The 21,919-nt window shown below is 41.6% G+C and carries 22 protein-coding genes; 12 read left to right on the plus strand and 10 right to left on the minus strand.

The annotated features are described in order from the left end of the window. Positions 1-4: 4 nt before the first annotated feature. From atpE to ABZP31_RS00500, 7 genes are all read left to right on the plus strand, one after another. Positions 5-250, plus strand: a complete 246-nt coding sequence (gene atpE / locus ABZP31_RS00470) for a F0F1 ATP synthase subunit C (protein WP_000424060.1) — start codon at positions 5-7, stop codon at positions 248-250. Between the two features lie 42 nt (positions 251-292). Beyond that, the gene (locus tag ABZP31_RS00475) at positions 293-763 is read left to right on the plus strand and encodes a F0F1 ATP synthase subunit B (RefSeq protein WP_005017284.1); all 471 of its coding nucleotides are present in this window, start codon (positions 293-295) and stop codon (positions 761-763) included. Between the two features lie 11 nt (positions 764-774). Beyond that, positions 775-1,311, plus strand: coding sequence for a F0F1 ATP synthase subunit delta (locus tag ABZP31_RS00480; RefSeq protein ID WP_248135402.1), 537 nt, complete (start codon positions 775-777; stop codon positions 1,309-1,311). A 45-nt stretch (positions 1,312-1,356) separates the two neighbouring features. Then, positions 1,357-2,901, plus strand: coding sequence for a F0F1 ATP synthase subunit alpha (atpA, locus tag ABZP31_RS00485; RefSeq protein ID WP_005017281.1), 1,545 nt, complete (start codon positions 1,357-1,359; stop codon positions 2,899-2,901). Positions 2,902-2,973: 72 nt separating this feature from the next. Further along, positions 2,974-3,843, plus strand: coding sequence for a F0F1 ATP synthase subunit gamma (atpG, locus tag ABZP31_RS00490; protein ID WP_005017279.1), 870 nt, complete (start codon positions 2,974-2,976; stop codon positions 3,841-3,843). A gap of 29 nt (positions 3,844-3,872) precedes the next feature. Continuing rightward, positions 3,873-5,267, plus strand: a complete 1,395-nt coding sequence (gene atpD, locus ABZP31_RS00495) for a F0F1 ATP synthase subunit beta (RefSeq protein ID WP_005017275.1) — start codon at positions 3,873-3,875, stop codon at positions 5,265-5,267. A gap of 27 nt (positions 5,268-5,294) precedes the next feature. Next, the gene (locus ABZP31_RS00500) at positions 5,295-5,714 is read left to right on the plus strand and encodes a F0F1 ATP synthase subunit epsilon (RefSeq protein WP_005023671.1); all 420 of its coding nucleotides are present in this window, start codon (positions 5,295-5,297) and stop codon (positions 5,712-5,714) included. 44 nt (positions 5,715-5,758) lie between these two features. Here the strand turns inward: ABZP31_RS00500 and ABZP31_RS00505 are convergent, their stop codons facing one another. Together ABZP31_RS00505 and ABZP31_RS00510 are read right to left on the minus strand one after the other, a co-directional pair. After that, positions 5,759-7,453 (minus strand): ATP-binding protein, encoded by a 1,695-nt coding sequence (locus ABZP31_RS00505; RefSeq protein WP_248135400.1) that lies wholly within the window; start codon positions 7,451-7,453, stop codon positions 5,759-5,761. After that, entirely contained in the window at positions 7,453-8,625 is a 1,173-nt protein-coding gene (locus ABZP31_RS00510; RefSeq protein WP_248135398.1) for an SIR2 family protein, read from the minus strand. The genes ABZP31_RS00505 and ABZP31_RS00510 overlap by 1 nt, the downstream gene beginning before the upstream one ends. A 394-nt stretch (positions 8,626-9,019) precedes the next feature. Between ABZP31_RS00510 and ABZP31_RS00515 the strand changes: the two genes are divergently transcribed. After that, positions 9,020-10,396 carry an NAD-dependent succinate-semialdehyde dehydrogenase gene (locus ABZP31_RS00515; protein ID WP_248135396.1) on the plus strand — a complete coding sequence of 459 codons (1,377 nt, stop codon included), beginning with the start codon at positions 9,020-9,022 and terminating at the stop codon, positions 10,394-10,396. Between the two features lie 46 nt (positions 10,397-10,442). On the opposite strand, the gene ABZP31_RS00520 is transcribed toward ABZP31_RS00515, so the two are convergent. The 5 genes from ABZP31_RS00520 to ABZP31_RS00540 form a co-directional block, all read right to left on the minus strand. Then, positions 10,443-11,030: a hypothetical protein gene (locus tag ABZP31_RS00520; RefSeq protein ID WP_248135394.1), complete on the minus strand. Its 588-nt coding sequence runs from the start codon at positions 11,028-11,030 to the stop codon at positions 10,443-10,445. Between the two features lie 151 nt (positions 11,031-11,181). After that, complete coding sequence (locus ABZP31_RS00525; RefSeq protein WP_248135392.1) at positions 11,182-11,523, minus strand: RcnB family protein; 342 nt, start codon at positions 11,521-11,523, stop codon at positions 11,182-11,184. 194 nt (positions 11,524-11,717) lie between these two features. Beyond that, a complete protein-coding gene (locus tag ABZP31_RS00530; protein WP_005017263.1) occupies positions 11,718-12,260 on the minus strand; it encodes a glutathione peroxidase in 543 nt (180 codons plus the stop codon). 126 nt (positions 12,261-12,386) lie between these two features. After that, positions 12,387-12,974 carry a viral A-type inclusion protein gene (locus tag ABZP31_RS00535; RefSeq protein ID WP_367156870.1) on the minus strand — a complete coding sequence of 196 codons (588 nt, stop codon included), beginning with the start codon at positions 12,972-12,974 and terminating at the stop codon, positions 12,387-12,389. A gap of 214 nt (positions 12,975-13,188) precedes the next feature. Beyond that, a complete protein-coding gene (locus tag ABZP31_RS00540) occupies positions 13,189-13,944 on the minus strand; it encodes a helix-turn-helix transcriptional regulator (RefSeq protein WP_101161660.1) in 756 nt (251 codons plus the stop codon). Between the two features lie 115 nt (positions 13,945-14,059). Here ABZP31_RS00540 and ABZP31_RS00545 point away from each other — a divergent pair, with 115 nt between their 5' ends. Next, a complete protein-coding gene (locus ABZP31_RS00545) occupies positions 14,060-14,953 on the plus strand; it encodes a DMT family transporter (protein WP_034671137.1) in 894 nt (297 codons plus the stop codon). A gap of 459 nt (positions 14,954-15,412) precedes the next feature. Here ABZP31_RS00545 and ABZP31_RS00550 read toward each other — a convergent pair whose 3' ends face one another. Genes ABZP31_RS00550 through ABZP31_RS00560 form a run of 3 tightly spaced genes read right to left on the minus strand, consistent with a single transcriptional unit; the run spans position 15,413 to position 18,321 of the window. Next, on the minus strand, positions 15,413-15,982 hold the full coding sequence (locus tag ABZP31_RS00550) for a Sua5/YciO/YrdC/YwlC family protein (RefSeq protein WP_034671138.1): 570 nt from the start codon (positions 15,980-15,982) through the stop codon (positions 15,413-15,415). A gap of 44 nt (positions 15,983-16,026) precedes the next feature. Next, positions 16,027-17,157, minus strand: coding sequence for a DNA-processing protein DprA (gene dprA, locus ABZP31_RS00555; RefSeq protein ID WP_034671139.1), 1,131 nt, complete (start codon positions 17,155-17,157; stop codon positions 16,027-16,029). 15 nt (positions 17,158-17,172) lie between these two features. After that, positions 17,173-18,321, minus strand: coding sequence for a LysM peptidoglycan-binding domain-containing protein (locus ABZP31_RS00560; RefSeq protein WP_034671140.1), 1,149 nt, complete (start codon positions 18,319-18,321; stop codon positions 17,173-17,175). A gap of 124 nt (positions 18,322-18,445) precedes the next feature. Here ABZP31_RS00560 and def point away from each other — a divergent pair, with 124 nt between their 5' ends. The 3 genes from def to ABZP31_RS00575 all read left to right on the plus strand — a co-directional run bounded on the left by def (position 18,446) and on the right by ABZP31_RS00575 (position 21,620). Then, complete coding sequence (def, locus tag ABZP31_RS00565; RefSeq protein WP_005017251.1) at positions 18,446-18,976, plus strand: peptide deformylase; 531 nt, start codon at positions 18,446-18,448, stop codon at positions 18,974-18,976. 98 nt (positions 18,977-19,074) lie between these two features. Beyond that, a complete protein-coding gene (locus tag ABZP31_RS00570) occupies positions 19,075-19,491 on the plus strand; it encodes a DUF2946 family protein (RefSeq protein WP_171070521.1) in 417 nt (138 codons plus the stop codon). Positions 19,492-19,556: 65 nt separating this feature from the next. Next, positions 19,557-21,620 (plus strand): TonB-dependent copper receptor, encoded by a 2,064-nt coding sequence (locus ABZP31_RS00575; RefSeq protein ID WP_248135388.1) that lies wholly within the window; start codon positions 19,557-19,559, stop codon positions 21,618-21,620. Positions 21,621-21,919 lie beyond the last annotated feature (299 nt).

Here is a 21,919-nt window from a genome sequence, read left to right on the forward strand (position 1 = left end):
TTTCATGGAACTCACTTTAGGTCTAGTTGCAATTGCATCTGCTATCTTGATCGCTTTCGGTGCTTTAGGTACTGCGATTGGTTTTGGTCTTCTGGGCGGTCGCTTCCTTGAAGCTGTTGCACGTCAACCAGAATTGGCTCCACAACTTCAAACTCGTATGTTCCTAATCGCGGGTCTTCTTGATGCTGTGCCTATGATCGGCGTTGGTATTGGTTTGTTCTTCATCTTCGCAAATCCATTTGTAGGTTAATCAGCTTAATTCCCAAAACTCCACTATTTGAGGAATTGCTAAATGAATATCAACCTCACATTGATTGGCCAAGCGATTGCATTTGCGGTTTTTGTCGCATTCTGCATGAAGTTTGTCTGGCCACCACTAATCAATGCGATTAGTGAGCGTCAGCGTCGTATCGCTGATGGCTTAAATGCTGCTGAAAAAGCGAAAGCTGATCTTGCCGATGCACAGGCGCAAGTAAAGCAAGAGCTTGACGTGGCTAAAGCACAAGCGGCTCAATTGATCGAACAAGCGAACCGTCGTGCAGCACAGCTGATCGAAGAAGCGCGTACTCAAGCTGCGGCTGAAGGTGAGCGTATTCGTCAACAGGCAAAAGAAGCTGTTGATCAGGAGATCAATTCTGCTCGCGAAGAATTACGTCAACAAGTTGCTGCCTTGGCAGTATCCGGTGCAGAAAAAATCCTGAACCAGCAAGTTGATGCGCAAGCTCACAATGCCATGCTGACCCAGCTGGCTGCTAAACTTTAAGCGAGGCGATTATGGCTGAACTCTTGACGTTGGCACGCCCGTACGCCAAAGCAGCATTTGCTTACGCTTCTGAGCAAGGTGCAACTGACAATTGGTCGAATGCGTTACAAGTGCTCAGTGCTGCGGTGCAAGACGAAGCATTTTCTGCTTATTTAAATCGTCCTGAGCTTACACCTGTACAACAGGTGGAACTTTTTGCAAAGGTTTTAGGTGAACAACAAAGTCAGGCAGTGTCAAACTTTCTGATTTTGCTGGCAAACAATGACCGTTTGGCATTGCTTCCTGAAATTGCTGCAGAGTATGAAGAGCTTAAGTCACAGAATAACAATACAGTCGATGTCGTTATCGAATCGGCTTTTCCCTTGAATGCAGAACAGGAACAGCTGCTAGCAGATGCGTTACAAAAACGTTTTAATGCCGCTGTAAATGTTAGTGTTGAAGTGAATCCGGCGTTAATCGCGGGTGTTGTAATTCGTGCGGGCGATCAAGTGATAGATGATTCTGCGCTGAACAAGCTTGAAAAAATGCGGACTCGTCTTCTTGCATAACGCAAAACAGAAGACTGAACTTATAAAAGATTGAGGTATAGCGCAATGCAACAACTGAATCCATCCGAGATCAGTGCGCTCATTAAACAGCGTATCGGCGATCTGGACACCAGCGCGACCGCTAAAAACGAAGGTACCATTGTTATGGTATCCGACGGTATTGTGCGCATTCACGGTCTTGCTGATGCAATGTACGGTGAAATGATCGAATTCGACGGCGGCTTATTTGGTATGGCACTGAACCTAGAACAGGATTCAGTGGGTGCCGTTGTTTTAGGTAGCTACCTAAACCTTCAAGAAGGTCAAAAAGCTCGTTGTACAGGCCGTGTATTAGAAGTTCCGGTTGGTCCTGAGCTTTTAGGTCGTGTCGTAGATGCTTTGGGTAACCCGATTGATGGTAAAGGCCCTATTGATGCAAAAATGACTGATGCTGTTGAAAAAGTAGCACCAGGTGTAATTTGGCGTCAATCAGTAGATCAGCCCGTCCAAACTGGTTATAAATCAGTAGACACCATGATCCCCGTAGGTCGTGGTCAGCGTGAGCTGATCATTGGTGACCGTCAGACTGGTAAAACAGCAATGGCGATCGATGCCATCATCGCTCAGAAAAACTCTGGCATTAAGTGTGTATATGTGGCAATTGGTCAGAAACAATCGACCATCGCTAACGTTGTGCGCAAGCTGGAAGAAAGTGGTGCGATGGCATATACCACTGTTGTTGCAGCGGCAGCAGCTGATCCTGCAGCAATGCAGTATCTGGCTCCGTACTCTGGCTGTACAATGGGTGAATATTTCCGTGACCGCGGTGAAGACGCTCTGATCATCTATGATGATCTGTCTAAACAAGCAGTTGCGTATCGTCAAATTTCACTGCTTTTACGTCGTCCACCAGGTCGTGAAGCGTATCCAGGTGACGTGTTCTATCTACATTCGCGTCTTCTTGAGCGTGCTTCTCGTGTATCTGCTGATTACGTTGAGAAATTCACCAATGGTGAAGTTACAGGCCAGACTGGTTCATTAACTGCATTGCCAATTATTGAAACACAAGCTGGTGACGTATCTGCATTCGTACCAACGAACGTAATTTCGATTACTGACGGTCAGATCTTCCTTGAAACCTCTCTGTTCAATGCGGGTATTCGTCCTGCTGTGAACGCAGGTATCTCGGTATCGCGTGTTGGTGGTTCTGCTCAGACCAAAATTATCAAGAAATTGGCTGGTGGTATCCGTACTGCTCTTGCTCAGTACCGTGAACTGGCGGCATTTGCCCAGTTTGCATCTGATCTTGATGAAGCAACTCGTAAGCAGCTTGAACATGGTCAACGTGTAACTGAACTGATGAAGCAGAAACAATATGCTCCATATTCAATTGCTGACCAAGCTGTATCTATCTATGCTTCAAACGAAGGCTACATGGCTGATGTTGAAGTGAAGAAAATTGTAGACTTTGATGCTGCACTCATTGCGTACTTCCGCTCTGAACATGCTGCACTCATGAAACAAATCGATGAAACTGGTGATTACAACAAAGACATCGAAGCTGCAATTAAAGCAGGTATTGAGAGCTTCAAAGCGACTCAAACTTACTAATTGATTAGTTAAGTTTGTTTCACGGATCAACCTTCGGAGGCTCCTTGAGCTTCCGAATATTAGGTTAAGCGTATGGCAAATTTAAAAGAAATTCGCGCCAAGGTCGCAAGTATCAAGTCCACGCAGAAGATTACGCGTGCGATGCAGATGGTTGCTGCTTCAAAAATGCGTCGTGCGCAAGAGCGCATGGCTCAGGGCCGTCCGTATGCCGAAAATATGCACCGTGTAATTGCTCACCTGGTACAAGCAAACCCTGAATACAAACACCGTTATATGGTTGAGCGCCCGGTTAAGCGCGTTGGCTATATCATCGTGTCTTCAGATCGTGGTCTTGCTGGTGGTTTGAACATTAACCTGTTCAAGAAAGTTGTTCAGCATGTTCAGCAACAACGTGAGCAGTCAATTGAAGTTGAATTTGCTTTAATTGGTCAAAAAGCGGTTTCGTTTTTTAAAAACTACGGCGGTAAAGTGCTTGGCGCTACTACACAAGTAGGGGACGCTCCAAGTCTGGAACAGTTAACCGGTTCTGTACAAGTCATGCTCGATGCATTTGATAGAGGCGAACTTGATCGCATTTATCTGGTATCTAATGCATTTATTAATGCCATGACACAGAAACCAACGGTAAGCCAGCTTGTTCCTCTTGCTCCGGCTAACGAAGGCGACAGCCTCAACCGTACTTATGGTTGGGACTATATCTATGAACCGGAAGCTGAAGAGCTGCTAAACGGTTTGTTGGTTCGCTATATCGAGTCTATGGTTTATCAGGGCGTGATTGAAAATATCGCGTGTGAGCAGTCTGCTCGTATGGTTGCAATGAAAGCTGCAACTGACAATGCAGGCCAGCTGATTAAAGACCTACAGCTCATTTATAACAAGCTGCGTCAAGCCGCGATTACTCAGGAAATTTCCGAGATCGTTGGCGGTGCCGCTGCCGTTTAACATTATTAGTTTGAATTGAGGAGACAGCAATGAGTAGCGGTCGTATCATTCAGATCATCGGCGCGGTTATCGACGTCGAGTTTGAACGCAATAGCGTTCCTAAGATCTATGACGCTCTCCAAGTTGACGGTACTGAAACTACTTTAGAAGTTCAGCAACAACTTGGTGATGGTGTTGTGCGTACCATCGCAATGGGTTCTACAGAAGGTCTTAAACGTGGTCTGCCTGTAACTAACTCTGGTGCACCGATTTCTGTTCCTGTGGGTACTGCCTGTCTGGGCCGTATCATGGACGTTTTGGGTCGCCCGATTGATGAGGCAGGTCCTGTAGCGACTGAAGAGCGTTTGCCGATTCACCGTCAAGCACCTTCTTATGCTGAACAAGCGGCTTCTACAGATCTTCTGGAAACTGGTATTAAAGTCATTGACTTGCTTTGCCCGTTTGCAAAAGGTGGTAAAGTTGGCCTGTTCGGTGGTGCCGGTGTTGGTAAAACCGTAAACATGATGGAATTGATCAACAACATCGCAAAAGCTCACTCAGGTTTATCTGTGTTTGCTGGTGTTGGTGAGCGTACTCGTGAAGGTAATGACTTCTATCACGAAATGAAAGATTCTAACGTTCTAGACAAAGTAGCAATGGTCTACGGTCAGATGAACGAGCCACCAGGTAACCGTTTGCGTGTAGCGCTAACTGGTCTGACTATGGCTGAATATTTCCGTGACGAGAAAGACGAAAACGGTAAAGGCCGTGACGTACTGTTGTTTGTAGACAACATCTATCGTTACACATTGGCGGGTACTGAAGTGTCTGCACTTCTAGGCCGTATGCCATCTGCAGTAGGTTACCAGCCTACTCTTGCAGAAGAGATGGGTGTTCTTCAAGAACGTATTACATCGACCAAGAATGGTTCTATTACCTCAATCCAAGCGGTATACGTACCTGCCGATGACTTGACAGATCCATCACCTGCAACTACGTTTGCTCACTTGGACGCAACTGTAGTATTGAGCCGTGACATCGCATCTTCTGGTATTTATCCAGCGATCGATCCACTTGACTCGACTTCACGTCAGCTAGACCCGCTGGTTGTTGGTCAAGAGCATTATGAAATTGCACGTTCTGTACAGAATGTATTGCAGCGTTATAAAGAGCTTAAAGACATTATCGCAATCTTGGGTATGGACGAACTGGCTGAAGAAGATAAACTGGTAGTTTACCGTGCGCGTAAAATCCAGCGTTTCTTCTCTCAACCGTTCCACGTAGCTGAAGTATTTACTGGCGCGCCTGGTAAATTAGTACCGCTTAAAGAAACAATTCGTGGCTTTAAAGGTCTTCTAGCTGGTGAATACGATCACATCCCAGAACAAGCGTTCTATATGGTTGGTGGTATTGACGAAGTTATTGCTAAAGCCGAGAAACTTTAATTAGCTACTCTAATTTAGGAGATTCTCATGGCGACTATGCAATGTGATGTCGTAAGTGTAAATGAGTCAATTTACTCAGGCACTGTGACTATGCTAATTGCAAAAGGGGCTGGTGGCGAACTGGGTATTATGCCTGGTCACGCGCCGCTGGTAACTTTGCTCCTGCCAGGACCGATTCGTGTCCTGCTGGAAAATGGTACGGAAGAGATCGTCTACGTATCTGGCGGTGTTTTAGAAGTTCAGCCACATGTGGTAACGGTTCTTGCTGACTCAGCAATCCGTGCCGATAATCTGGATGAAGCAGCAATTATGGAAGCGCGTCGTAACGCTGAACAGTTGCTGGCTAACCAGAAGAGTGATCTGGACTCTGCTGCTGCTCTGGCTGCTCTGGCAGAAACTGCTGCTCAGCTGGAAACGATCCGTAAAATCAAAAATCGTGCAATGTAATTGTCGGTTTGAGATTAAGGAAACCACCCGAAAGGGTGGTTTTTTTATGCCCAATTTTCTTGGAAATTTGCACCTTCCGAATTTGGTTTTATTGTTGGCTTTTTAATATTTATGGTCAATGGGATAGGAAAGTCATTTCCAATAATCACAGCCTCACCTGGTTGTAGGCTTGGTAGGAAGTCAGAAGCAGCTTTATCAATTTCACCACAGGCTCTTTCTACAATTTCACGATCTCTATCGTTTGTAAGGCGATGAACGATCAATGTACCAAGCTGACTTAAAACACCTTCAGTAATATCTCTTGGTCTTTGGGTAGCTAAACAAATATTTAAACCGAATTTTCGACCCTCTTTAGCAATTAGTTCAAAAGCATCAAGTTTGGCTAAAGTATCTTCGTTACCAATTGTTTTGCCAATGAAGTTATGAGCCTCATCTAAAAAAACAACAATAGGTTTGTTGGAAAAAGTTCCTTTTCTTGATTCGTTTAATAATACTCGTCCAATACAATTTGCGATAATTTCACGAGCTTTATATTCAAAGGGAATCCCACTTAGATCTATTCGTAGTAATTTTTTTGTAGTGTCATTTGATGTAGCAAATCGACTTAGTACCTTGGTTAAAGAAAGTTTTGTAGTTGATGATGTAAATAATGTATTAAAGGGTGGAGAATGAATAATACTAGTAATTCTACTTATTAAAGGGAGGCAACTTGTATATGAAGCACCATCAGTGTTTCCCCAACGATTAGGATCTTTGGGACTAGTAAAAGATGTACTGAATTCAGGAAAAACACATTCATGTTCAATTTGAATATTAAGATTAAAAATATTGAAAGTAAGGTTTGGACAATTTAGATCAAGAGAAGGATCATTTATAGCGGCTAGGAAATCATATTTGTAAGAATTAACTTTAGGAATGTATCCGTTAGTAAATACTTCAGGTTTCGAGTTGGCTATTTTTAAGCTTCGAATAGCTTCTTTAAATTTTGGGCCTTGGACTTTGCCAGATGGCTCAAATAAAGCTAAAAAATCTGTCTCAATAAAGCATTCAGGTGGCAAAAAACATTCTTTGGAGTCAGCTACTTCGTACATCGGTTTGCCGAGATGAACATGGAATGTATCTTCACTATTAAATCCCCTATATTCACCAGTTGGATCTAATAAAATTATGCGAGAATTATGTTTTAAACATTCTTCTAAAATTCGAGCTGTAGTAAAACTTTTCCCTCCACCTGTAGATCCCAATATACCAAGATGGCGACCAAATAATTTTTCAGGTGTAACTGTAATTTTACAGTCTCTATCAAGATCAATAGATCCTATTTCTAGTTCAACTTTTGGTTTTATATTACTCATCCTGATAGGGATATCTGCTATGAAGGCATGTGGTGCTGAATAGATTAAGTCATTTATGCTTGGGTAGTAATCAATGCCTGCTGTAACTTTCAAATTATCCATTTGGATAGAACCTAGAAGTTGAACTCTCCCAACAATATCTAAATTTGACAGTTCTAAATCAGCTTTCTTTATTTCAATAATGCGACCAAGAATTAAATTAATTTGACTTTCAATAATGACGAATTCACCAACTTCACCTTTACCATACCTACGACCTTCAAAATAAGCAGGTTCATGCTGTAGATTAATGAATTCGAATTGTAATGAGTTTGCTGAAATTGCATTAACTTTACCGAACAGAAGTTCAGAACGTACAATTCCTGCATTTTCTAATTCACTCATTAGCTACCTCCACGAATAACTTGATAAAGGTTTTCTGCAGGGCTCAGGGCTTTGAGGTCTGGAATGTTAATTGCAAAGTTTTCGAAATCAGCTTCAATAAATAAAATATCTAAGCCCTTATCAGCAAGTGCTTTAAATTTTTTCCAGTATGGTGAAAAATCATCTGGATTTTGAAACTTTCGTTCTACAGAACGATCTACGATGATTAATTTTAGGTTTGGATTAGATTGTAATGCAGCATATATCGGTTCAGATAAGTGATCGTCATTAAAACCAAAACCTGTTGTTATTAAACAAGTGTTTGGTTCACGTATACCTTGAAGGAATTTAGCTATAAGCTCTAGGTGAGGTTGAATGTATGACTGTTGATATTTGCCTTTTGCAGGAAAAATCATGCATACATTTTTAGCATCATTAGATTCTTTTTGCTCAATAACAAAATTACCATCAGTTTCCGTTCTTTTAAACCAATTAACAGAGCCGTGTAATTTATACATATGAAATACACCATCCAAATATTTTGGTGTGGTTGACGTATTAATAGAATCTCTTTTAATAATGTCATAATCAAAAAATTGAGGACTATAAATTCTAGGTGTAGAGAAAGTGAATCCATCAATTATTGTAATTCCAAGTTTTCCTGCAGCTTCTTCAAAGCAAGTATCATAATTTGTGGTAAAAAGTTTAATTCTATTATCTTTACTTTTTCGTCTAGCAAGTTTTTTTATAAACTCCATATGTGCGAATAAATCATATAGAGGTTTATCAAATTTACATTTATCTAAGATAATTTCTTTTGATTTTATTAAGAAAGCTTCTAATTCAGGACATCCTTTAATCTGTTGATATGCTTCACAGTATGAGAGAAATTCTTCAATATTCTTCTTAGTAGGACTAGTAATATCATACTCAATTTGCGCAATGATTTTGTCTGCGTCAGTCTTCCTAGATGGATCTTCAATACAAAATGTCCATAAGTCAGGCATACTTGGACCTTTTACTTTACCGAGCGAAGTTCCACTACCAGCTAGTATCATAATATTGGGCATTTGAAGTGCTGTTTTAAGCTTGATTTTGAGATCATTTAAGTCATTGGTCTGTTGCTCAGTCTCATCATCTTTATGAGGGATAAACTTCTCATTAGGTATGCTTCTATAAAATCTGATGCTCATTAATGTATTCTTCTAAAGTAATTGTTTTTATTATAATTTTATTATATTGAAAAAATAGTCATATTCTAGATTTAATTAAAAATTTTCTATTCCCTACAATCTTTACCGTAAATATGTTGTCAAAATTTTTATCCAAACTTGATAGCTCTTAACTTTTTATAAGTCGCTCAAATTTCATTTTGTACCACTCGATATAACTTTTACCCGCACTCCGTAATGTTTTGAACCATTCTGTAAGCAAAAATAAAGTAGTAAAAAAATAATGCTAGTTTAATTCCATGTCTCTTGGGCTTTTAGCTTGTAAAGCCTTTAGATGTTTTTTCTCTCCCATGACATAACACATGTTCTTATTTATTCCAGCAGAAACTAAATTGCCTAGACAGGGAACCTTATTATGAGTTATCAATCAGTTAACCCCTTTAATAATCAAAAATTGAAAGATTATTCTTCACATAGCGATCAAGACATCCAAAATGCCTTGGATACAGCAGAAAAAATCCTGAAGTCAGAGTGGGTTCAGCAGGTTGATGCCCGTATCGAAGTATTGCGTAAACTGGCCAGCAATATGCGAGAAAGAAAATCGGAGCTAGCCAAACTGATGGCACTGGATATGGGGAAACTGATCAAGCAAGCCGAAGGTGAAATTGAAAGCTGCGCCCGTATTGCTGAATATTATGCAAACCATGCCAAAGAATTCTTAGCCCCGGTGTCATATGAAACAGAACTGGGCGAAGCATGGGTCGAACATCATCCACTGGGTATCATTATGGCAGTTGAACCCTGGAATTTTCCGTTTTATCAACTGATGCGTGTGTTTGCACCAAACTGTGCAATTGGTAATCCGGTTTTGGCGAAGCATGCCAGTATTGTTCCACAGTGTGCCGAAGCATTCGAACAGTTAATCATAGATGTGGGTGCACCTAGGGGAGTATGGACAAATCTATTTATTAATAGTGATCAAGTAGCGGATATTATCGCGGATCCGCGTGTACAGGGTGTAGCATTAACCGGCTCAGAAGGGGCAGGGCGTGCAGTAGCCGGACAGGCTGGAAAACATGTCACCAAATCCACCTTGGAACTGGGCGGTAATGATGTCTTTATTGTTCTGGATGATGCTGATCTGGAAAAAGCAATTAAGATTGGCTGTCAGGCACGTATCAATAATGCCGGTCAGGTCTGTACCGCAGCTAAACGATTTATTCTACATGAGAACATTGCCGAAGAATTTAAAGCCGGTATGGTTAAAGTCTTTAAAGACTTGAAAGTTGGTGATCCACTTGACCCTGAAACACAACTTGGACCTTTATCTTCATCAGATGCGTTAGAAAAACTGACTGAACAAGTTGAAAATGCTGTGAAAAATGGGGCAACACTAGTCACTGGCGGTAAGCCGGTTGACCATGATGGCAACTTCTATGAACCAACCATTTTAGAAAATATTAGCCGTGATAATCCAGCTTGGTATGAAGAGTTTTTTGGTCCGGTAGCACAGCTTTATGTTGCCAAGAGTGAAGATGAAATTGTAGCCATTGCCAATGATTCACATTATGGTCTGGGTGGTGTAATTCATTCTCAAAATATTGAACGGGCAAAAAAATTAGCTTCCCGAGTCGAAACTGGCATGATTTGGATTAACTGGTATACCGATACTGCACCAGAGTTACCATTTGGCGGAATAAAGAATTCTGGCTATGGTCATGAGCTTTCCATTGATGGTTTTAAAGAATTCGCACAAAAGAAATTAGTCGTTGTCAAAAGCCCGAAAAAATAAGTTAATTTAAAATAAAAAGCCCTAACTATAGGGCTTTTTTATGATTCTAAGTTTCTTCCTGTTCAGATGTTGCTTGAGTATCTTTAACTGAACTCTGCATCAACATATCTGCCAGCTTAAGCATTTCTGTCTGAATAGTATTCATTTGGACCTGAACCTTATTAAAATCCACCTGATTAAAATCAATTTCACCGTTGAGTAAAGGAGAAGCAAGAGCCTGCTGGTTTGCCTCTAAGATATTATTACGGATTGAATCAATTTCCTGACTTTTCAGATTTAAAGAAGACAATGTCTGGCTAAATCCACGAAGTTGTTCTTGTAAAATAGTGGCGGTTGTCTGAAGCTGATGCGGATCTTTCTGTTCAATGGCCTGCTGTAAGTCAGTCTGAGCCTGCTGTAACTTTACTACATAGCCTTGGGTTTTATATTGCATATCTGCCACATCACGGGCCATATAGAATATATTTCCGTTTGCGAGTTCGGAAGATGGGGCAGGTTTTGTTGCAGGAGCCTGGCTGTGTTCACTATACACTGCTTCAGATTCATCCTGCTGCATCTGGTCACAACCTAGTAACAGCAGACCTGAAGTAAAAATAATAAAAGGAAGTAAAGCCCCTTGCAGTAACTTTTTCATGTTCCATGGTATTTCCATTAAATATTGTTTTTTAATATATGGATAAAATGTGGAGATAAAACTTATTGTTGCAAAGCGATAACACTTTTATTAACCCTCAAAGTTAAAAAGATGCCGAAGCACCTTTTTTATAGAACCTATTAAATAAAGCTTAATGATGAACTACTTTAATAACCTGATGTGAACGGGTATTAATCAGCACATAATCTCCATTAACTTTAATCCATTGCTGGTTTCTTGTGGGCTTGGATAAGTTTTTATAACGTTTACGGTCAACCTGGTTCGCATGAGAGTAATATTGTGCAGGAACTTTATCACCTGTTTTCCAGTTTACATGGGATAAAGCATGCCGGTTTACTTTAGCTTGATGCTGATAATGAGACTGGTTCTGATCTTGATGAGTATGATGGGCATGTTCAGGGGCAGCTATAGCCACTGTGGCACTTAGGCCGGTAACTAGAGCAAATAGGGTGGTCTTAATATAGTGTTTCACGTGGAACCCCGGTTTTAATAACTGTTTTGATAGTTATATTAAAAGCTCTGAATTCCGAGCGAAGATGAAGAATGAATAGTAGATTTATTAAAACTATGGATAAATATAAAAATTAATTTTTATTGAAGAATTCTATCCTGATCAGTGACATTTTCTAAAAAGAGGGAGGCGCTGCTCTCCCTCATTTCCTTTAATTATCGTTTTAGTTCCGTCTCAATCGCATCAATTAGGCGCGGGTCATCTGCAGTGATATCTGGTGCGAAACGAGCTATAACTTCTCCATTTTTATTGATTAGAAATTTTTCGAAATTCCAAAGTACTTCCGGTTTAGGATTTGGAGTCAGGCCATAATCTACCAGATCTTTCCACCAAGGGCCTTCACCAATCCGTTCTGGCTGTGCCGTAGTCAGCGTCTGATAAAGCGGATGTTTATCTGGGCCGGCTACTGAAATTTTGGCAAACATTGGAAAAGAAACATCATAAGTGAGTGAGCAAAACTGCTGAATTTCTTCGTTAGAACCCGGCTCCTGTTCTAAAAAATTATTAGCTGGAAAACCCAGCACTTCGAATCCCTGATCTTTTTTCTCACGGTAGAGCTTTTCAAGTCCTTCATATTGCGGAGTCAGACCACATTTTGAAGCAGTATTGACAATGAGTAAAACTTTACCGGCAAATTGATCAAGTGTAATTTCTTCACCTTGTATGGTTTTAATAGAAATATTAGAAATAGAGGTCATATAGGCATCCCTAAATAAAATAAATTAAAGTTTTAACCTATTCTTTTTAGCCGCAAATTTATCTGGCAGCAAGCTGTTTTATTAATTATTAAACAGGGCAGGCTATTTTAGCATGCCCTTAAATTATTATTGAGCTGATTGAGCTGATTGAGCTGATTGAGCTGATTGAGGATCTACTTTTGCCTGAAGTTTCTGTACATCATGCATAATCTCTTTTTGTACATCCATCACCTGCTGTTGTAGCTCTTTAATCTTGGCTTCATCTGGTTTAGCTTCAGTACTTAACTTGGTTAATTCCAGTCCAAGTTCATTTGAATGAATAAATTTATTGCGCAGTTCATGAACTTCCTGACTTTTTAGTGACAGCTTTTTAAGCTCACCATTAAATTCAGTCATGAAACCCTGCATTTTCTTCATTATATCCATAACCTGCTCGCGGTTATTAGCTTGAACTGCCTTCATCATCTGATCTTGGTAATCTATAGCAGCCTCTGCTTTGGAATTTGCCAATGCTTGTAATCTGTTCAGGTCATTACGGATATCTTCATGATTATCTTTTGTCATGCTCCCTGTAGTTGCAGGAGCAGTAGTATTGGCTGTATTAGTTGCGGTAGTTGTCTGCGTGTTTTCTGAAGCAGCTGGTTCAGTTTGTTTATTACAGCCAGCAAAAGCTAAACATGCCATACAGGCAGTAGTAAGAAGTAATTTTTTCATTAAAATAGATATCCTGTTTAGAAAATAATATTAAATTTTGAATCATCAACTTTCTTATTAAAAAAGAAGTGTTGTATTAAAAACTAATCACTTATTTAAACATGCTTTTATTATAAGAAAGACCAAGTTTACTTTTTATACTTAAAAAATATACGTTAAGTTAAAAGATCTTAAAATAGCTTAGATTATAAAATATTATTCCTACAGCTATTAATCAGGACCTCAGCTGTAAGGGGGTATGTTGCGTATAGCGTTTAAAAAAGGCAATAAAGCTGGAACTATGTTGGTAGCCGAGCTCATAAGCAAGACGCTTGATAGAAGCACCTTGGCGAATCTGGCTGATTGCATAAATAATTTTAGCGCGGTTACGCCACTCAGAAATTGACAGGCCAAGTTCCTGCTGGCTTAAACGTAAAATCTGTCGTTCACTCAAGCTGAATCTTTTAAGCAAGGTTTGTAAGCTATACTGAAAAAGCTCCGGATCAGCCAGTTGCTGGAGTACAGGAAGCAGTACTGTATGATGACTTTGAGGCAAATAGTCATCATAAATCTTGGCCTGTAGTAACTGGTCAAACAGTACCTGTAAAAGATGAGAGTAAACCGGACCAGGGGCGCCGGAAGACTGTTCTAGAATTTCTCTAACCAGAGCTAAAAGAAAAGGACGAATACTTAAAGTTTTAACCTCTCGGGGTAACTGGTCACACAAACTTGGATGCACCCGTATACAAATAAAATGGGTTACGCTGTGGTCCAGTGCAATAGAACAATGTTCAGTCTGGGGAGGAAGCCATAAAGCATAATTAGGCGGCGCTAAAAAAGTCTGTTTCCCGGTCTGGATTTCCAAAATACCATCTAGGCTAAAATTAAAATCTCCCCAGAGTGAAGAGTGAGAAGCCACAATTTCATTTTTCTCATAAAAAAACTGATCAATCTCGATTAACTCATCCAGAGCAGAATACTGTCGTTTCATTTTTTGAATACCGAGTCAAGATGTCCTCTATACAGTATAGATGTCTGAAAAACAGTATTTCAATTATTTCAGACTTCTAGAACAATACTGGATTGAATGATTAAAGAGCATAGAGATGTCAAGTGTTTCCCGTAACCCAGCGTGGGCATTTGTTTTGCCGGTCATTGCTGTCATGATCTGGTCATTAAATATTGTAGTTACACGCTATGCAGCAGATTTGATTTCTCCTGTCAGTATCAGTTTTTATCGCTGGCTTATTGCATTTCTCATTCTGACACCATTTATGCTGGGCAAGGTCTGGGAACAGCGTCAGCTGATAATGCAGCACTGGCTACAGCTGGCAGTACTGAGCGCTTTTGGGATGGTACTGTATCAGGGACTGGCATATACCGCGGCACATTATACCACTGCTACCAATATGGGACTGATTAATGCTTTCATTCCCGTATTCACCATTCTGGTTTCTTTTTTTATTCTCAAAGACATACCCAATCGCTTCGCGATTATGGGCAGTATCCTGTCATTTTGCGGACTGATTTATGTAATGGCTCAGGGGAACCTGTTGGCACTCTGGCAAAGTGGCGCGCACTGGGGTGATCTGCTTATGGGAGTTGCCGTGTTCTTCTATGCCTTTTATGGTGTTTTCCTGAAAAAATGGCAATTAAAGATTCCTTTATTGATCAGCCTTTATATTCAGATCGCTTTTGCGCTGATTTATCATTTACCTTTTATCGCGTGGCTAGGTCTGGACAGCTTGAATACAGTTAACTTGGGCAGCGTGCTATATGCAGGTATTTTCCCTTCACTGATTGCGCCTTTTGTCTGGATGCTGGCTGTACAGCAGATTGGCCCTAACCGCACCAGTATTTTTATGAATCTGATGCCGGTTTTTACCGCAATCATTGCCAGTTTATGGCTGGCTGAAAGCTGGACAATTTATCATACGCTGGGCGGAGTCCTGATCCTCACAGGTGTTGTGATGGCACAGAAAAAAACCTATCGAACATGAGAGTTGGTCATTCTCTGGTCATATTTGATCTTTAGATTATTAAGTAGTGCCTAAAAGTTAAACATACGAGAGACTTTATCTAAGCTTAGACTAAGGTCTGATCAGATACTGAGCCCCAGTATAATTGTGGAGATTTTTTTATATTTAGAAAAAGCCTTAAATAAATAAAGACATATTTTGAATTGTTTAGCCATATTGATCAGTATTGATCATAAAAAGCTCTATGTATAAGATAAATAATATATTTGTTTTATTTTAAAATTATATTTATAATACACATTAAGCAGGATTATTAAGTTTTACTTCACATTAAGTGAATATAAAGTTGTAATAGACCCTCTGGATGTGTCAACACATCCCTTTTTATACTCAGCCATTCCTATCTATATGGCTGAGTTTTTTTTGTCTTAAATTTAAGTAGAAAGCTTGCACAGTTCTTAAAAAAGCTTGGGTCTTATCTCAGGCTCTAATAATTTCACCTGTAATCGCATCAATAATACGGCTAGGTTGCTGGCTTAAACCGAGGTCCCCATTGAGATAATTCAGCTCAGAACCAAAATACTGGCTGGCTTCCTGCAAGGTGCGTGCCGGTTCTAGACCTGCAGGGTTAGCACTGGTAGAAACAATAAAACTGTTAAAAGCATTACAGAGGGCTACACATAGCGGGTGATTGGTGACCCGTACTGCAACTTTAGGATGCTGGCCACGTATCCATACAGGAATCTGCTCATCCGCTGGAAGCAGCCAGGTAGTTGCCCGCTCGGTCACTGAGCGCTGGGTCCATTGCTGGATAACTTGCTGTTGACCCTCCTGGTTTAATGACACTAATAAGTGTTCAACCTGCGAGAGCTGGCCAGCCAGCAAAATAACTCCTTTTTCAATAGGACGTTGTTTCAGGCGCAATATTTCATGGAAGGCCGCTTCATTATATGGATCACAGCCGAGCCCCCAAACAGCTTCGGTGGGGTAGGCTAAAACTTTGCCCTGGCTGAGACATTCTGCTGCTTCTGTCACAGAGGTGGTGATCATATATTCTATTTACCTTAGAGCTGAAAACAGGGTTATTGTGAACCTTAAAAGCCCGGACGGCAACGCAGATAGCGCCCAGATTGCTGAACACATAGTCCAAGTAACTCAAGTTCCATCAGATGTCCGGTCAATTCAGCCGCAGGTAATGGCAATTTAAGAGCAATCTGGTCTAGATCCAGTCCTACCCAGTCTAGTTGTTGGTACAGTTCAAATAGATATTCAGGTACCTGTGCCGGCTCGGGTACACTGCTTACCTTTTGTTGCTGGCTGTGCCACTGGGTCGGTAAAGCCAGATCTTCAATCAGCTGTTCCGGATGATCTACCAGTATGGAGCCTTCACGGATGAGTTGATGACAGCCTTGATGATGCTCGCTGTAGATATGGCCGGGAATGGCAAAAATAATCTTGCCCTGATCGGCGGCACGCTGTGCAGTAATCAATGAACCACTTTCTAAAGCGGCTTCTGCCACCAGTACACCTAGACTCAAACCACTAACAATACGGTTACGGCGTGGAAAATGATGCTTGAGTGGTTGGGTTCCCGGTAAAAACTCACTGACAATTGTACCGCCGTATTGAAGTATGTGTTCTTGAAGCTTACGGTTATGGGCTGGATAGACCAGATCCAGTCCGGTTCCGACTACAGCAATAGTGCGCTGATGCTGCAATGCCCCTTGATGTGCTGCCTCATCAATTCCCAAGGCAAGTCCACTGGTAATATAAAACCCTTTTTCACTCAGATAATACGCAAAGTCGTAGGCTACTTGCCGGCCATGCGGGCTTGGTTTGCGACTGCCTACAATCGCGATCTGGGGTTGACTTAAGGCTTGAGCAGAACCTTGGCCAAACAGGATCGGAGGCTTATCTGTATAAGGGTGCAGCTGCTGCGGATACAGTATATCTTCCGGCACTAAAATAAAATCGCAACTTGCCAGTACCCGTTGGGTCAGTTGTTCAAACTCAGCCTGACCGGTTGCGCTATAAAATTCCTGTGCCCGCTTGGAATGATTGGCATGCAGTTTTAAATTGCCCCAGCGCGCTACTGCTGCCGGAGTGGTTGCCTGTTCAGCACTGCCAAAATACTCAACCAGCTGGTTAAAACTTGAAACTGAATGCTGGACCAAATACCACAGCTTCAGACTGTGATAATGAAGCTGCGATAATTCGGCAATCATAATAATGCTCCAGCCTTACTCTGCCATTGGCGGCGCCTGAATGCCGGAACCTACTTTGATAGGTAGGGCGCTGTCCAGTACATAAGCATAGCTTAACTGGTCAAAAGTACGGAAAATCATAATATTACCAACTCTTTGACTTGGCAGTTTGATTTGTTCGCGGGTTTTCGGATCACGTACAACTTCACCCTGCTGATAGACACTGAATACCTGACCGGACTGAACCCCATGAATATTGCCCCGGTTAACAGTCACCACACTGTGTCTGGCTGCCGTACCGATTGATCCCATCACCCGAATCACCTGACCGCCTTCAGTCACCTGATGGTCAATTGTTGGATAGAACAGGGTAGGCAACATAGAATCATATTCTGGCATGACCCGATCCCCGCGACGGACTTCCCCATTATAACTTTGCGTTAATTCTAGCGTAGTAATATCCTGTTCATTCTGCACAGCTACGCCGGAAGCCACCTGAAGCAGCTCTACACCGGCATTATATGACTTGCCATTAGCATCGGTGAATATGTAAGGCTCACCCTCACGATAAACTGCATAACGCTGACCAACTTGCAGGCCATTACCGCGTGCGTAAACGGTTTGGCCGGCAGCAGCCAATACCCGGTTATCAGCCGTGCCTAAAATATAGGGGGTATTGACCACTGAATCTGGTGACATTATCAGGGTGCGTTCCAGCCAGACCCGAATATGTTCAAGCGGAATAACTGGAATAGCATTATTTAGGGATTCAACACGAACTTGTGGCTGCATACTGGTCTGGCCACCATAACGGCGAATAATACCTTCACAGCCGTCACCTTCATCTTTACCGATCAGCGGTCGTCCGTCTAGAGTACACAGCAATAAACGGTCGCCCGGATAAATCCAGTGTGGATTCTTGACATGTTTGTTGCTGGCCCAGATTTCTGGCCAGCGCCACGGCTTACTCAAGAATTTTCCGGCGATATCCCATAAAGTATCCCCTTTTTTGACCACATAAACATTAGGAGCACTGGCTTTTAAAGAGGGCGGATTTATATTACGGCTGGCTGCTTCAGCCATACCAGGCATGATTATTCCCAAACTTGAACAGATTGCGAGAGCAATAAACTGCTTTTTAAACCCCAAGGCACGAAGTGCGCTGCCTTTGAAAACTTTTTTCATTATCATAATTCCTAAAAATTATGTCTGTAGTTGCGTTATAATAACGACCTTACACACATTTTTTAATGAAGTTTTCCTTCATTTATTTGGTTTTGCAATACTGGCAACAAAAGAGGACGACTGTATGGCCTTATTACCTATTTTAAGTTTCCCAGACCCGCGTCTTCGTACCCTTGCCAAGCCAGTCGAAGAAGTGACAGATGAAATTCGCCAGCTTGCTGCAGATATGTTTGAAACCATGTACGAAGCGCCGGGCATTGGCTTGGCTGCAACACAGGTTGACCGCCATATTCAGTTAATCGTGATGGATTTATCTGAAGAAAAGAATCAGCCAATGGTTTTTATTAACCCTAAAATTACACCGCTTACTGAAGATACCCAGCCTTATGAAGAAGGATGTTTATCTGTGCCACAAATATACGACAAAGTTGAGCGTCCGTCACGTGTCAAAATTGAGGCCCTTAACCTTGAAGGTAATGCCTTCGAGATCGAAGCTGACGGATTGCTGGCTGTGTGTATCCAGCATGAAATGGACCATCTGAACGGTAAGCTTTTTGTAGATTACCTTTCTCCTCTTAAACGGCAGCGTGCCCGTGAAAAAGTTGAAAAACTGGTACGTTCAAGACAGAAGGAAAAGGTTGCAGCAAGACGCTAGTGGTTGAACTGTCTGAATAATCTTTTAATAAGGCCCAATTTAATTTGGGCTTTGCTATACTGGGGCTCCAGTAAAATTTTGAGATTCAAAATTTGTTGATGCGTCATGGGTTACTGCTGTCAGTCATAGCAGTATGTTTACAGATCGCGGTATTTTTACAGCCTCTGCTGCCCAAGCAGTATCAGGTTGCGCCTGTCTGTGAAACGATTACCCGTGCATTGTTACTGAACCATACCGTACCTCATGCTGAGCATTCAGCTGCATCTCATAGTCATCAGCATAATCTTCAGAAAGATTCAGCTTCTGAACACCATCACCATGATGCTAATCATCAATGCCAGTATTGTACTGTCTATGGCAATCTGGTATTGCCGCCTGAACTGGATATAAAAGAAGTCCTGGATCGTATTCAGGTTCGGCTGCTCGCTTTCCAGAAGACATTCAGTCATGTCTGGTTTGTACTCCAGCGGCTATTTTTATTACCTCAGGGGCGAGCTCCTCCAATCTCTGCATAAACAACTTTTTCTCTGGGCCTCACTGGTCCAGGTCACTGTTTATCTGTATTTTTAGAGAGATTGATATGGCTCGGCCAAAATTCTTTTTACAGCCTTTATCGGCTGCAATTTTCATTGCCTGCTATTCAGGTACATTATTTGCCGAAACCGAGACCAGTGTGCAGACTCTGGCCCCTATTATAATAACTGCCCAGCAGGGTAATGAGGCTAGTGGACTGATTGTGCAAGCTGATCCTAAAAAGCCCATTCAGCCTGTACCTGCGACAGATGGTGCAGATTATCTGCAAAGTATTGTTGGCTTTAGTGCCATCAAAAATGGGGGAACCAATGGCGATGTGACCTTTCGGGGCATGTTTGGCTCACGCATCAAGATTCTGACTGACGGTACGGAAAATCTGGGAGCCTGTCCGTCACGTATGGATGCACCAACTTCTTATATTCAGCCGGAAAGTTATGACCAAATTTCGGTCATTAAAGGGCCGCAGACCGTACAATATGCACAGACCGGTTCAGCAGCCACTGTAATTTTTGAGCGTAAGCCAGTCCGTTTTAATGAAGATCAGCATTATCAGGGTCAGGCCAGTACCATGCTGGGTTCATTTGGCCGCCTTGATCACAATGTAGAGGCAGCAGTTGGTGACGAAAATAAATACATTCGTTTAAATGCTAACCGCTCAAAGTCAGACAGCTATAAAGATGGGGATGGTAATACTGTACCTTCCGCATGGGAGCGCTGGAATACAGATTTGGCCCTGGGCTGGACACCAGATGAACAGACCTGGCTTGAATTGACAGCTGGAAAATCAGATGGCGAGGCTTTATATGCCGGCCGTGATATGGACGGTTCCCAGTTTGCAAGGGAAAGTTTAGGCCTGCGTTTTGAAAAGAATAATATTAATGATGTGATTAAGAAAATTGAAGGGCAGGTAAATTATAGCTATAACGACCATATTATGGATAACTTCAGTTTGCGTATGCCTCCATTGGTTGAAATGACCCATAGTGGTATGACCATGCTGATGCCGGATCCGCAAGAGATGCAGGTGACTCGCCGTACTCTGAATACTCGCCTTGCAGTCACTACGGCATGGAATCAGGCAAATATCATCAGCGGTATAGATTCTCAGCACAATCATCATGCAGGCGGCATGACCTCCATGATGATGAATATGCCATTGACGACCAATATGAAGTTTCAGTCTTATGGTGCGTTTAGTGAGCTGAGTTATCCCTTCAATGAACATTACAAGCTGGTTACCGGTGCACGGATTGATCAGATCAAGATAGATGCATTAAAACTTGATGAGAACCGCAAGGAAACTCTACCAAGTGCTTTTGTCCGGCTGGAAGGCCAGCATCCAGAGCATGATGCTAAAACTTATATCGGTCTGGGCTATGTCCAGCGTGCACCGGATTACTGGGAGCTGTTCAGTACTGCTCACGGTAACACGGGTATGGGCAAACCAACCTTTAATGATTTGGATACTGAAAAAACCTTGCAACTGGATCTGGGCTATCAGCATCAGCATGGTGCTTTCAGCTCATGGCTTTCTGCTTATACCGGTCTAATTAATGATTATATTTTAATTAGCTATCATGACCATCCAGCTGCTGGCGCACATGGGCATGGTTCAAACTTTAGTGCAGGAGCAAAAAATATTGATGCAGTGATTGCAGGGGCTGAAGCAGGAGTTGGTTATCAGCTTACTGATGCAGTACAGGCTGATTTAAGTACCATGTATGCTTGGGGTAAAAATACTACAGATCATACCCCATTGCCTCAGATAGCTCCTTTAGAAGGACGCTTTAACCTTCGCTATGTTCAGGATAAATATACTTTGGGCTTACTCTGGCGGATGGTGGCGCAGCAGGACCGGATTAGCCTGAACCAAGGGAACATCGTAGGATATGATCTGCAAAAAAGTAAAGGTTTCAGCACATTGTCATTAAATAGCTCTTATAGCCTGATGCAGCATGTCGATCTGGCTTTAGGTATAGATAATGTGCTCAATAAAACTTATACCGAGCATTTAAATCGGGCTGGAAGTTCAGGCTTTGGTTTTGCCAGCCATGAACAGTTTAATAATATGGGCCGCAATTATTGGGCACGTGTGAGTATAAAGTTCTAATCATTTCGCATTTATAAAAGTAAATGAAGACAAAAAAGCCATTGCTGTAAAACAATGGCTTTTTACTATTTGGAGGTAAGCAAAGATACTTTAGGAAAGGCTATTATAAAACTTGAATAGTAAGAAATTGAGCTTTATAGCGTATTTTGTATGTTTGAACAGCACTTTGGCGAATAGGAAGACAAAAATAGAATTAATATTGAACGATAAGCTTGATATTGAAAGTAATTTTTTAAATAAAATTTATATAAAACAATAATTTAATATTAATTTAGCTAAATTGTAAATAGGAGTCTTTA

This window comes from Acinetobacter sp. FL (assembly GCF_040744925.1).
Taxonomy (GTDB): domain Bacteria; phylum Pseudomonadota; class Gammaproteobacteria; order Pseudomonadales; family Moraxellaceae; genus Acinetobacter; species Acinetobacter radioresistens.